This window comes from Burkholderia ambifaria AMMD, from assembly GCF_000203915.1.
GTDB classification, from domain to species: domain Bacteria; phylum Pseudomonadota; class Gammaproteobacteria; order Burkholderiales; family Burkholderiaceae; genus Burkholderia; species Burkholderia ambifaria.
Genome location: NC_008391.1, coordinates 555,402 through 568,009 on the forward strand (window position 1 = coordinate 555,402; position 12,608 = coordinate 568,009).

The window sequence follows — 12,608 nt, forward strand, 5'->3', positions numbered from 1 at the left end:
CATTTTTTTCATTTCGACAGAGGTGCCATGCGCGTACATGTGTCGCCGTCCCAGGATTCCGCCGCGCGGCCGCGCGCTCAGCAGATCGCCCGCGCCGTGCTGTATGCGGCGCTGCTGCTGCTCGCGCTGTGGGTGATCCGCGACTTCCTTCCCGCCATCGCGTGGGCATGCGTGATCGCGATCGCGTTGTGGCCGTTGCTGAAACGCCTCGAATCCGAACGCTGGTTTCGCAACCGGCCGACCTTGATCGCGACCGTGATCACCGTGGGCGTGTCGCTGCTGGTGATCCTGCCGGTCGCGCTCGCGCTCGGGCAGGCGATCGCGCAGGAGCACGACCTGCGCATGTGGCTGCAGTCGGTCCAGGACAACGGCATTCCGCTGCCCGATGTGATCGCCCGGCTGCCGTACGGGGCCGCGCAGGTTACCGAGTGGTGGCAGGCCAATCTCGGTCATCCGCTGCATGCGGGCGCCGCGATGCACGGCGCGAGCGGCGAGAAATTCATCGCGTTCGGGCGGCAGTTCGGCACCAAGCTCGCGCATGCGCTGTTCGAGTTCGGCTTCATGCTGGTCACGCTGTTTGTGATCCTGAGGGCCGGCCACAAGTTGTCGGGCGCGTTGCTGCACGGCGCGCGGCGCGCGTTCGGCCCCGGCGGCGGCGAGCTGATCGAACGGATGGTCGCGGCCGTGTACGGGACGGTGACGGGGCTCGTCGTCGTCGGGCTCGGCGAGGGCGCGATTCTTGGCGTCGCCTATGCGCTGGCGGGCGTGCCGCACGCGGCGCTGCTCGGTCTGGTCACGGCCGTCGCCGCGATGCTGCCGTTCTGCGCGCCGATCGTGTTCTGCGGCGCGGCGCTCTGGCTGTTCGTGCAGGGGGCGACCGTGTGGGCCGTCGTGGTGCTGGTGGTCGGCTTCGTGGTCGTGTTCGTCGCCGAGCATTTCGTGCGGCCGGTGCTGATCGGCAGCTCGACCCGCTTGCCGTTCCTGCTCGTGCTGTTCGGCATCCTCGGCGGCGCGGAGACGTTCGGGCTGATCGGGCTGTTCGTCGGCCCGGCGCTGATGACGGTGCTCACGATGCTGTGGGCCGAATGGGTCGCCTGACGATGACGGCCGTTGCATCGATTCGGACCAGCGGCGCAACGGCATCGACGCGCGTGCGAGGCGGCGCGGTGCCGCAACGGTTCGCAACGATCGGGCGCGGGCCGGACGGCGTCGGGCGGGGCGTCGGACACAGGTCTCTACATTTCTTTTCGATCCGGACCCAAAGGTCGAGTAGCATGGGGCTTTCGATCACGCCGGCATGGCGCAGCAGATTTCTCCCAGCATGCGATTGATTCCGATGTACCGTCCCGCCGCGACGCTGTCGCTGGCCGCCAGTTGCCTGATGCTGCACGGCTGCGCGTGGTTCGACTCGTGGCTGCCGTTCTCGTATTCGCGCACGCCGCTGGCGAGGGCAGCGTCGCGGCACGGCGCGATGCGCGCCGACGTCGTCCGCGCGGGCGGCAACCCGCGCAGCGTGTGGATGGTCCGCAACGGCAGCGGCGTCTGCTACAACTACTTCATCGAGCACGGCAACGATCACCGGCCTTACTTCGTCGTGTTCGACAAGGCCGGTGCCGTCACGCAATACGGCTTCGATACCTGCATGGACGCCGATCGCAAGGGCACGCTTCAGTCGGGCAAGACCGTTTCCCGATAGCGCGGCGGGGCGCTTGGCGTGCCCGCTGTGCACGTTCTCCGGGCTAGCGGGGCCATCAAGCAATCGTATCGACCACGCCGCCATCGACGCGCAACGCCGCGCCCGTCGTCGCCGATGCCTGCGGCGAGCATACGTACACGACGAGATTCGCGACTTCCTCCGTCGTCGCCGGCCGCTGAATGATCGAGCTCGCGCGCTGGCTGCGCACGAAATCCACCGCGACTTCGTCGATGCTGCGGCCCGTTTCGTCGGCCGTCGCTTTTAGCATCGCGCGCACGCCTTCCGACATCGTCGGCCCCGGCAGCACCGAATTGACGGTCACGCTGGTACCGGCCGCGATCTTCGCGAGGCCGCGCGCGATCGCCAACTGAGCGGTCTTCGTGAACCCATAGTGAATCATGTCGACCGGGATGTTCAGGCCCGATTCCGACGAAATGAACACGATGCGGCCCGCGTTGCGCTCGAGCATGCCCTTCAGATAATGCCGTGCGAGACGCACGCCGGACATCACGTTCATCTGGAAGTAGTGGGTCCATTCGTCGTCGTCGATGTCGAAGAAACCCTTCAGCCCGTAGATGCCCGCGTTGTTGACGAGGATGTCGGCCTCGGGCGTGTGCTGCGTAATGCGCGCGACGCCGGTGGCGTCGGACAGGTCGGCGGCGATGCCGTCGATGTCCGCGTCGGGCACCGCGGTGCGCAACAGCGCGAGCGCGGCGTCGACCGACTCGTCGCTGCGTCCGTTGATGACGACACGTGCGCCCGCGTGCGCGAGCCCTTCTGCGATCGCCAGCCCGATGCCGGCGGTGGAAGCGGTGACGACCGCGGTCTTGCCTGTCAGATCGATGTGCATGAGCGTACCGGTTGAAAGAGGGAACGGAACCCGCCGCGTCCGCCGCGGCGGTCGGAATTCAAAGCTTAGGCGATCCGGCCGCGATGCGTCGGCTCGCGGTTGCATCGCGCCGCGCAGTCTTGTACGGTGTGCGTTCGCCGTCCGAACCGGGAGCCTGTCGCGTGAGCCGTTCCGCCAACACTGTCGTCGTGCCGTCGCCGTTCTGGCGCGACGCCGCGCTGCCGTTCATCGAGGCGCGCACCGTCGACGACGGGCGCACGATCTGCTACGCGAAGCACACGCACGACACGTTTTCGCTCGGCGCGATCGTCGGCGGCACGAGCACCTATCTGAACGGAGCGACGAAGGAACACGTCGGGCGCGGCGTGCTCGTGATCATCGATCCGGAGCAGGTGCATGCGTGCAATCCGTACGGCCCCGACGCATGGGCGTACCGGATGGTCTACGTGGACGTGCCGTGGCTCGCGCGTCTGCAGCATTCGCTCGGGCGCGATCCGAACAGCGATTTTCACGGGTTTTCGCCGAAATTGACGGAACGGCGCGACCTGTTCGCGCAGTTCGGCCGCTTTTACCGCACGCTCGTGGCGCCCGGCGTCGATCCGCTCGGCAAGGAAAGCGCGGCGGTCGAATTCTTCACCGGGCTGCACGGCGCGCTCGATCGCGAACTGCCCGACGACGCGCGGCGCGGGGCCGACAATGCGAAGCTCGCGCGGGCGGCCGACTACATCGCCGCGCATTGCCGTCAGGCCGTCACGCTCGATGCGATCTGCGCGGCCGCCGACCTGTCACCGTCCTACCTGATCCGCGCGTTCAACGCCCGTTACGGCATGACGCCGCATGCGTTCCTGATCGATCGCCGCGTGCAGTACGGCCGTGCGGAACTGCGCCGCGGCCGGCCGATCGCCGACGTCGCGCTCGATGCCGGCTTCGCGGACCAGGCGCACTTCCAGCGCGCGTTCCGGCGCATCGCGGCCGCGACGCCCGGACAATATCGAAGCGCCGCGAGCTGAGGCGGGAAGGGCGGCCCGGCGCCAGCGACGGCGACGGCCTGCAACATCGGTCATCCGCACCCCATCCGCCGCAAAAATACGTCGAAGCGCCGGCGCTAGATATCGAGCAGATAAAGCGCGCTGCCCGCGAGCAGCAGTGCCATCGCGCGGTTGAACAGCCGCATCCGCCGCGCATTCGCGAGCCGATGCCGCAGCGACGCGCCCGCATACGCCCAGCACGCGATCGACGCAAAGCAGATCACCAGATACAGCGCCGCGAATTGCCAGACCTGTGCGCGGTCGCCGTCGGCCGCATACGCGCCCATCGCGGCCACGCACGCGAGCCATGCCTTCGGATTGAGCCACTGCATCGCCGCACCGGCCGCGGCCGACGGGCCGGCGACGTTCGGTGCGTCCGGGTCGGCCGGGTTGGCTGATAGCCGCCCGTCGTCGAGCGCAAGCCGCAGCGCAAGGTAAAGCAGGAACGCGATTCCCGCCCACTGCGTGGCGGTGGTCAGCATCGGCCAGCGCGCGAGCGCCGCGTGCAGCCCGAGGCCGATCAGCAGGAACAGCGCGACGAAGCCGAGCGTCGCGCCGGCCGCATAGCGCAGGCTTGCGCCGAGACCGTGGCGCGCTCCCGCGCTGAGCGCGACGATGTTGACGGGACCGGGTGTGATCGACGACGCCAGCGCGAACGCGGCCATCGAAACCAGCATGCTCATCCGTTGCCTCCATGCGAATGTCAAAGTCGCATCGAGACTAACGAAGCCGCACGGGTCCGTATTGAAGAAAACTGCCCTCGGCGGCGCAGCCGCCGTCAATGCAATGCGCGAGGGGCGGGCGCCGGCTGCAACGGGTGCGGGTTGCCGGCATCGGGCGCGGGCAGCGGGTCGCCGCTGCATGGTTGCGTCGACACCGAGAAGCCGAACGTATTGATGCCGTCCGAACACGCGACGAACACGCTGCCGCCGTGCATCTCCGCGACCGCCTTGACGATCGACAGCCCCAGCCCGTGGTTCTCCTTGCTATTCGCGCGCGCTTCCTCGAGCCGGTAGAAGCGCTCGAACACGTGCGCGCGCTGCGCGGGATCGATCGGCTCGCCGGGGTTCGCGACCGACACGTCGACGAGCGTGTCGCGGCGCGTGATCGTCACGTTCAGCGTCGCGCCGGGCGCCGAATGCTGGATCGCGTTGATCAGCAGGTTCGTCATCGCGCGGCGGAACAGCGAAGGGTCGACCGCCGCGCGCGCATCGCCGTGCAGTTCGGCGCGCAATTGCGCTTCATCGAGCGGAATTTCGAGGAAGTCGAGCATGCGCCGCACTTCGTCGGCGAGCGACACGTGCTTCAGGTCGGTCGCGCGTTCGCCGCGATCGCTGCGCGACAGGAACAGCATGTCGTTGATGATCACGCGCAACCGTTCGAACTCTTCGAGGTTCGACTGCAGCGTCTGGCGCATCCGGTCGACCGAACGGTCGCGACTCGTCAGCGCGACCTGGGTCTGGCCGATCAGGATGCTGATCGGCGTGCGCAGCTCGTGCGCAACGTCCGCGTTGAACGCCTCGAGCCGCGCATAGGTTTGCTGGATGCGCTCGAGCGCGCCGTTGAACGACGCGGCGAGATCGCGCAGCTCGGTCGGCAGCGCGTCGGTGTGCAGCCGCTGGCGGCGATTGGTGGCACTGATGGCCGCGGCGTCCTGCGACAGCCGTTCGAGCGGTGCGAGCCCGAAGCGCGCGACCGCGCGGCTCAGCAGCAGCGTGATGACGGTGGCCGTCGCGATCAGCGCGGCGAGCGTCCAAGCGAACCGGCGCAGCATCCGCTGCGTGCGCTCGCACGACGTCGCGACGATCAGCTTCAGGTCGGGCCGCTCGCCGCTGCCGGCGAGCGCGACGGTCTTCGTCATCACGTCGTAGCTGCTGTCGTTGAGCGCGTACTGCTGGAACGCACCGAACGGCTCGCCGACGGGCACGCCGTTGACCGGATGGCCAAAACGGAAATCGGCGTCGGGGCTCTCGATCTGGTAGCGCGTCGAGCCGTCGGGCGGTTCGAGATCGGCGAGCTTTTCCTGCATCAGGCGGCCGCGCGCGGCCGTGGTCGCGTGCGACACGATCATCTGCGCGACCTTCGCGCGCGTGTCGATCGTCGCGCGCAGTTCGGCGAACAGCTGGCGCTCCATCATCACGAACAGCCCGCAGCCGACCAGCGTGAACACGAGCAGCGACACGATGCCGAACATCGCCGACAGCCGCAGGGTGATCGAGCGTTTCATGCGTGCCGCTCCGCGTCGCCTTCCTCGCGCGCCTCAAGCACGTAGCCCATGCCGCGGATCGTGTGCAGCAGTTTCTCCGCGAACGGGCCGTCGAGTTTCGCGCGCAGGCGCTTGATCGCCGTCTCGACGACGTTCGCGTTGCTGTCGAAATTCACGTCCCACACGAGCTCGGCGATCGTCGTTTTCGACAGCACCTCACCGCTGCGCCGCGCGAGCACGCCGAGCAACTGGAATTCCTGCGCGGTGAGGTCGAGGCGCGTGCCGTCGCGGGTCGCGCGGCGACCGATCAGGTCGACGCGCAGGTCGCCGATCGAGATCAGCGTCGATTCCTGCACGCGCGCGCGGCGCGTGAGCGCGCGCAGCCGCTCGATCAGCTCGAGGAACGAGAAGGGCTTGGTCAGGTAGTCGTCGGCGCCGCCGCGCAGCCCGCGCACGCGGTCGTCGACGCGGTCGCGCGCGGTCAGCATGATCACGGGCGTCTGCTTCTGCGCGCGCAACGCGCGCAGCACGCCGAAGCCGTCGAGTTTCGGCAGCATCACGTCGAGCACGACCACGTCGTAGTCGAATTCGATGGCCTTCCACGCGCCGTCCTCGCCGTCGAGCGCGGTATCGACGACCCAGCCTTCCTCGGTCAGGCCGCTCTTCAGGTATTCGACGACTTTCGGTTCGTCTTCGACGATCAGCACTTTCATGGATTCGTTCGCCTATCGGAGGGTTAGGGGCCGACGCCCGCGGCGGGCGGCGGGCTGACTGTCGCGACATCGGTGGGCGTCGCGCCGTCGTCCCAGCCGCCGCCGAGCGCCTTCGCGAGAAACACGACGAGCGCCGCGCGCTGGCCCTGGATCTGCACGGCCTGGCGCTCGCTCGTCAGTAGCTGCTGCTGGGCCGTCAGCACGTCGATGAACGGCGTCAGGCCGCCCGTATAGCGGTCCTGCGCGAGCGACACGAGCTTGCGCGCGTCGTCGACGGCCGCCGACGCCTGCTGCGCGGCCTGCGCCAGCACCGACAGGCCGGTCACCGCATTCTGCACCTCCTGGAACGCGGTGAGCACGGTCTGCCGGTAACTGGCCTGCGCGGCCACGTAGCCGGCCTGCGCGAAATCGACGCCGGCTTTCAGCTTGCCGCCTTCGAACAGCGGCTGGCTGACCGACGCGCCGAGCGACCACAGCAGCGCCGGCACGGTAAACAGGCCGGAGAAGCGCGTCGCGTCCCAGCCGATGTCCGGCGACAGCGCGATGCGCGGGAAGTACGCGGCGCGCGCGACGCCGATCTGCGCGTTCGCGGCGGCCATTGCGCGCTCGGCCGACGCGACGTCGGGCCGCCGCTGCAGCAGGTCGCTCGGCATCCCGGTCGGCAGCGCGGGCGCGTTGATCGGCACCACGCGCGGCGGCAGCGAGAACGCCGGGGCCGGCGTGCCGACCAGCGTCGCGATCGCCGTCTCGACCTGTGCGCGCTGCTGGATCAGCAACTGCGCCTGCGTGCGCGTCGCATCTAGCTGCGAGCGTTGCTGGAACAGGTCGAGGCCGGACACCGCGCCGAGCTCGTGGCGCGCGCTCACGTAGTCGAGCGCCTTCTGCTGCAGGTCGATCGAGCGCTTGACGACGTCGATCTCGGTGTCGAGCTCGCGCAGTGCGAAGTAGCTCGATGCGAGATCGGCGCTCAGCACGAGGCGCGCGTTCGCGAAATCGTCGCGCGCCTGCTCGGAGCCGGCCTGCGCGGATTCGACGCTGCGCCGCACGCGGCCGAACAGGTCGAGTTCGTAGCTGACGCTCGCGCCGACCTGGATCTCGTTCTGCACGGTCGACATGCTTTTCGTCGCGTAATTGGTTTGCGGCCGATCGGCGGAGATCTTGAAGCGCTGGCCGCTCGCGTTCAGCCCGACGGCCGGATACTGCGCGGACGCGACCGACGCGAGCGTGGCCTTCGCCTGGTCGTAGCGCGCGGCGACCGCCTTCAGGCTCTGGTTGTTGCGCAGCGCGTCGGCTTCCAGCGCGTCGAGCTGCGCGTCGCCGAACGCGGTCCACCACGCCGGATCGAGCGGCGCACGGGCCGGCGCGGCCGGGTGCCAGTACGCATCGGCCGGGTCGAGCCGCCACGCGGCCGGCGTGTCGACGGCAGGGCGCCGGTAGTCGGGGCCGACCGTGCAACCGGCGAGCGCCGCGAGCGCGACAGCGGTCACGGCGGCCACGGCGGCCGTCGGGCGCAGGCCGGCGCGCATCGCGCTCACGACTTCGCTCCCGCGGCCGCGGAGGCCGGCTTCGCGACCGGCGGCGCCTGCACGACGACCGGGTCGCCGTTCGCGAGCGCGTCGCTCGGGTTCGCGACGAGGCGGTCGCTCGGCGTGAGCGGGCCGTCGACTTCGAGCGTCTGCCCGATCGTGCGCACGACCGTCACCGCCTTCAGGCGCACCTGGCCGTTCGTATCGACGGTCGCGACCGTCGGCCCCTCGGCACGGAACAGCAGCGTATTGGCCGGAATCTGCAGGCGGCCGACCGGCGTCATCGGCAGCGTCGCCTGCACGTACGCGCCGGGCAGCAGCCGGCCGTCCGGGTTCGGCAGCGTGATCTCGATCTGCAGCGAACGGGTCGCGACATCGATCGCCTGCGACGTGCGCGTGACCGTGCCGTCGAAGGTCTTGCCGGGCAGTTCGGCCTGCGCGACGCCCACGTGCTGGCCGACCTTCACCTGCTGCGCGTAGGCCTGCGGCACCTGCACGTACAGGCGCAGCCGGTCGGCCTGCACGACCGTGAACAGCGAGCGGCCCGCGTTGCCGGAATTGACGAGGTCGCCGACGTCGACGTTGCGCTGCGTGACGACCCCGTCGATCGGCGCGACGATGCGCTGGAAGCCCTTCAGTTCGGTGAGCCGGCGCATGTTCGCATCGGCCGCCGCGAGGTTCGCGGTGCCCTGGTTGAACGCGCCCTGGCGATCGTCGAGTTCCTGCTGCGACACCGCATCGCGCTGGCGCAGTTGCTGCGCGCGGTCGAACGACGTCTTCGCGAGCGCGAGCGCGGCCTGCGCCTGCTGGCGCTGCGCGGTGGCCTGCGCGAGCTCCTGGTTCAGCTCGGGCGTGTCGAGCTCTGCGAGCAGCTGGCCCTGCTTCACGTGCGCGCCGATGTCGGCCTGCCAGCGCAGCACGTAGCCGCTCGCACGCGCATAGATCGGCGCCTCGACGAAGCCGCGCAGCGTGCCGGGCAGCGTCAGCTTGCCGCCGGTCGCGGCATCGACCGGATGCACGATGCTCACGTACTGGCGCGTGTTCTGCTCGGCCACCGCGTCGAGCCGGCCGCGGTTCAACACGTTGACGATGATCGTGCGCGCGGCGCCCGCGGCCAGCAGCACGCCGATCACGATCAGCACGACCCGCGCGCGCCGCGACACCGACGTGCGCGTCGGCAGGTGCATGCCGTGTTCGTCCACCTGGATGCCGACCGAACTGTGATGTTTCTCTTCCATGAATTCAACCAATCCAACCGGGTAGAGGGTGGGCGAAAGTCAGTGTCCGGCCTGGCGCGCGCGCCGGCGGGCCAGCCGTGCATGCACGCCGCCGAACACGAGCGGCACGAACAGCAGCGTCGAAACGGTGGCGAACAGCAGCCCGCCGATCACCGCGCGGCCGAGCGGCGCGTTCTGCTCGGCGCCTTCGCCGAGCCCGAGCGCCATCGGCACCATCCCGATGATCATCGCGAGCGCCGTCATCAGCACCGGGCGGATCCGCGTCGCGCCGGCCTCCAGCGCGGCGGTGAGCGGCGGCGCACCGGCCGCGAGGCGCTGACGCGCGAACGACACGACCAGGATGCTGTTCGCGGTCGCGACGCCCACTGTCATGATCGCGCCCGTCAGCGCCGGCACGCTCAGGTGCGTGCCGGTGATGAACAGCATCCATGCGATGCCCGCAAGCGCGGCGGGCATCGCGCTGATGATGATCAGCGGGTCGAGCCACGACTGGAAATTCACGACGATCAGCAGGTAGACGAGCACGATCGCCATCGCGACGCCGGCGCCGAGGCCGAGATACGACGTGCGCATCGTTTCGACCTGGCCGCGCACCGACAGCTCGGTGCCGCGCGGCAGTGTCGCGTGCGCGTCGGACACGATCCGGTCGATCTCGCCCGCGACGGAGCCGAGATCGCGGCCCTCGACGCTCACGTACAGGTCGATCGCCGGGCGGATGTTGTAGTGCGTGACCACGGCCGGGCTCGCGACGGGATGGACGCGCACGAGGTTGCCGAGCAATTGCGGCGGCATGCCGGTGCGGCCGCTTGCGGAAACCGGCGTGCCGAGCAGGTCGTCGATCGACGAGATGTTGTACTGCGGGGTCTGGATCTGCAGCGGGTACTGGACGCCCGTGCGCGGATTGAGCCAGAACGACGGCGTCGTCTGGGAACTGCCGGACAGCGAGATCAGCATGTTCTGCGCGACGTTCTGCGCGGAGAGGCTGAGCTGCTGCATGCGCGTACGGTCCATGTCGGCCACCAGGGTCGGTTCGTCGTTGCGCTGCAGCACGTGCACGTCGACGGCGCCGGGGATGTGCCTGATCTTCTTCATCAGGCTGCTCGCGATTGTCATGTTACTCGCGAGATCGTTGCCGAGCACCTGCACGTCGATCGCGGCCGGCTGACCGAAGTTCAGGATCTGCGTGATGATGTCCGACGGCTGGAAGAAGAATTCGACGCCGGGGAAGCGCCGCGGCAGCAGCGTGCGCAGCGTCTGCACGTAGTGCGCGGTCGCGCGATGGCCGGGCTTCAGCGCGATCAGCAGTTCGCCGTCGAGCGAGCCGATCGTGCCGCTGTTGCTGTACGACAGATTGATGCCGCTCACCGGCAGCCCGAGATTGTCGACGATCGCACCCAGCTCGTCGGGCGGCACGGCTTCGCGGATCACGCGCTCGACCTGATCGGTGAGGCGTGCGGTTTCCTCGATCCGGTAGCCGGTGGGCGCGCGCAGATGCAGCCGGATGTTGCCGGAATCGGCGTTCGGGAAGAAGTCGCGGCCGAGCACGAACACGAGGCCGGTCGACAGCACGCAGAAACCGAGGAAGCACATCGCGTAGAAGCGGCGGCGCACCAGCAGCATGCTGAGCAGCACGATGTACCACGCGCGCAGCCGCTCGAACGCACCATTGAACGCGTGATGGATGCGCGCGAAGCGCGACGTCGAACGATCGGGGCCCGTGCCGGCCTGCTGCGGGCGGAACAGGAGCATCGCGAGCGTCGGCACGAGCGTGCGCGACAGCACGTAGGACGCGAGCATCGCGAACACCACCGCCTCGGCGAGCGGCACGAACAGGAAGCGCGCGACGCCCGTCAGGAAGAACATCGGCACGAACACGATGCAGATGCACAGCGTCGACACGAACGCCGGCACCGCGATCTCGCCCGCGCCTTCGAGAATCGCGTCGTGCACGCCCGTGCCGAGATGCAGATGCCGCTCGATGTTCTCGATCGTGACGGTCGCGTCGTCGACCAGGATCCCCACCGCGAGCGCGAGCCCGCCGAGCGTCATGATGTTGATGGTCTCGCCGAGCGCCGACAGCGCGATCAGCGACGTGAAGATCGACAGCGGGATCGAGATCGCGATGATCAGCGTGCTGCGCCAGTTGCCGAGGAACAGCAGGATCATCATCGCGGTCAGCACGGCGGCGATCAGCGCCTCGTGGATCACGCCCTGCACCGCGGCGTTGACGAACACCGACTGGTCGAACAGCGGCGTGATCGTGAGCCCTTCGGGCAGCGTCGGGATCACCTTCGGCAGCAGTGCCTTCAGATCCGACACGACCTTCAGCGTCGACGCGTCGCCGGTCTTCAGGATCGACATCAGCACGCCGCGCTGGCCGTTCTGGCGCACGACGTTGGTCTGCGGCGCGAAGCCGTCGCGCACCGATGCGACTTCGCGCAGGTAGGTCGTCGCGCCGTTGACGGTCTGGATCGGCAGGTCGTTGATGTCGGCGATCGTGTCGGCCGACGCGTTCGTGTCGATCCGGTATTCGCTCTGGCCCATCTTCGCGGTGCCGGTCGGCAGCACGAGGTTCTGCGTGTTGACCGCGTTGACGATGTCGGCCGGCGTGAGGCCCTTTGCGAGCAGCACCTGCGGATCGAGGTCGATCGCGACCACGCGCGTGCGGCCGCCATACGGGAACGGAATCTGTGCGCCGCGCACCGTGATCAGTTGCGGGCGCAGGAAGTTGAGCGCGATGTCGGCGAGCGATTGTTCGCTGAGGGTCTTGCTCGACAGCCCGAGCTGGATCACCGGGATGCTCGATGCGGAATACGTGATCACAAGCGGCGGCGTCGCGCCCTGCGGCATCTGGCGAACGATCGCCTGCGCGGACGAGACCGTCTGCGCGATGGCCGTCTGCACGTTCGCGCCCGGTTGCAGGAACACCTTCACGACCGCGATGCCCGGCAGCGACGTCGACTCGATGTGCTCGATGTTGTTGACGGTCGTCGTCAGGATCCGCTCATGCACGGCCGTGATGCGATTGGTCATCTCCGACGCGGAGAAGCCGTTGTAATTCCAGATCACGCTGATGACGGGGATGTTGACCGCCGGCAGCACGTCGACCGGCGTGCGCATCAGCGCAAGCGGGGTGGCCAGCACGATCATGACGGCCATCACGATGAACGTGTAGGGGCGCCTGAGCGCGAGATTGACGATCCACATGGAGGCGGCGGGACAGGCGGTGATCAAGCGTCGGTGGAGGGAACCCGAATGATAGGCGTCGGGGCTGAACGGGTTACTGACGCGAAACTGGCGAAGGTGTCAGGTTGCGGCGCGGCGCTGACGAGCCGATTCATCGGATGAAAT

Annotated in this window: 10 protein-coding genes; 3 read left to right on the top strand and 7 right to left on the bottom strand. The window is 68.6% G+C overall.

The features are described from left to right. Positions 1-27 precede the first annotated feature (27 nt). Complete coding sequence (locus BAMB_RS18630; protein WP_011658718.1) at positions 28-1,098, top strand: AI-2E family transporter; 1,071 nt, start codon at positions 28-30, stop codon at positions 1,096-1,098. A gap of 223 nt (positions 1,099-1,321) precedes the next feature. Then, complete coding sequence (locus BAMB_RS18635) at positions 1,322-1,696, top strand: hypothetical protein (protein WP_045554959.1); 375 nt, start codon at positions 1,322-1,324, stop codon at positions 1,694-1,696. Positions 1,697-1,751: 55 nt separating this feature from the next. Here BAMB_RS18635 and BAMB_RS18640 read toward each other — a convergent pair whose 3' ends face one another. Then, a complete protein-coding gene (locus tag BAMB_RS18640) occupies positions 1,752-2,546 on the bottom strand; it encodes an SDR family NAD(P)-dependent oxidoreductase (RefSeq protein ID WP_011658720.1) in 795 nt (264 codons plus the stop codon). 161 nt (positions 2,547-2,707) lie between these two features. Here BAMB_RS18640 and BAMB_RS18645 point away from each other — a divergent pair, with 161 nt between their 5' ends. After that, the gene (locus BAMB_RS18645) at positions 2,708-3,556 is read left to right on the top strand and encodes an AraC family transcriptional regulator (RefSeq protein WP_011658721.1); all 849 of its coding nucleotides are present in this window, start codon (positions 2,708-2,710) and stop codon (positions 3,554-3,556) included. Positions 3,557-3,651: 95 nt separating this feature from the next. Here the strand turns inward: BAMB_RS18645 and BAMB_RS18650 are convergent, their stop codons facing one another. The 6 genes from BAMB_RS18650 to BAMB_RS18675 form a co-directional block, all read right to left on the bottom strand. Then, entirely contained in the window at positions 3,652-4,257 is a 606-nt protein-coding gene (locus tag BAMB_RS18650; RefSeq protein WP_011658722.1) for a LysE family translocator, read from the bottom strand. A 95-nt stretch (positions 4,258-4,352) separates the two neighbouring features. After that, positions 4,353-5,801, bottom strand: coding sequence for a heavy metal sensor histidine kinase (locus tag BAMB_RS18655; RefSeq protein ID WP_011658723.1), 1,449 nt, complete (start codon positions 5,799-5,801; stop codon positions 4,353-4,355). Then, positions 5,798-6,493: a heavy metal response regulator transcription factor gene (locus tag BAMB_RS18660; protein ID WP_006755759.1), complete on the bottom strand. Its 696-nt coding sequence runs from the start codon at positions 6,491-6,493 to the stop codon at positions 5,798-5,800. Before BAMB_RS18660 ends, BAMB_RS18655 begins: the two co-directional genes overlap by 4 nt. Before the next feature lie 23 nt (positions 6,494-6,516). Next, entirely contained in the window at positions 6,517-8,019 is a 1,503-nt protein-coding gene (locus tag BAMB_RS18665; RefSeq protein WP_011658724.1) for an efflux transporter outer membrane subunit, read from the bottom strand. Positions 8,020-8,024: 5 nt separating this feature from the next. Next, positions 8,025-9,257: an efflux RND transporter periplasmic adaptor subunit gene (locus BAMB_RS18670; RefSeq protein WP_011658725.1), complete on the bottom strand. Its 1,233-nt coding sequence runs from the start codon at positions 9,255-9,257 to the stop codon at positions 8,025-8,027. 39 nt (positions 9,258-9,296) lie between these two features. Next, a complete protein-coding gene (locus BAMB_RS18675; protein ID WP_011658726.1) occupies positions 9,297-12,464 on the bottom strand; it encodes an efflux RND transporter permease subunit in 3,168 nt (1,055 codons plus the stop codon). Positions 12,465-12,608 lie beyond the last annotated feature (144 nt).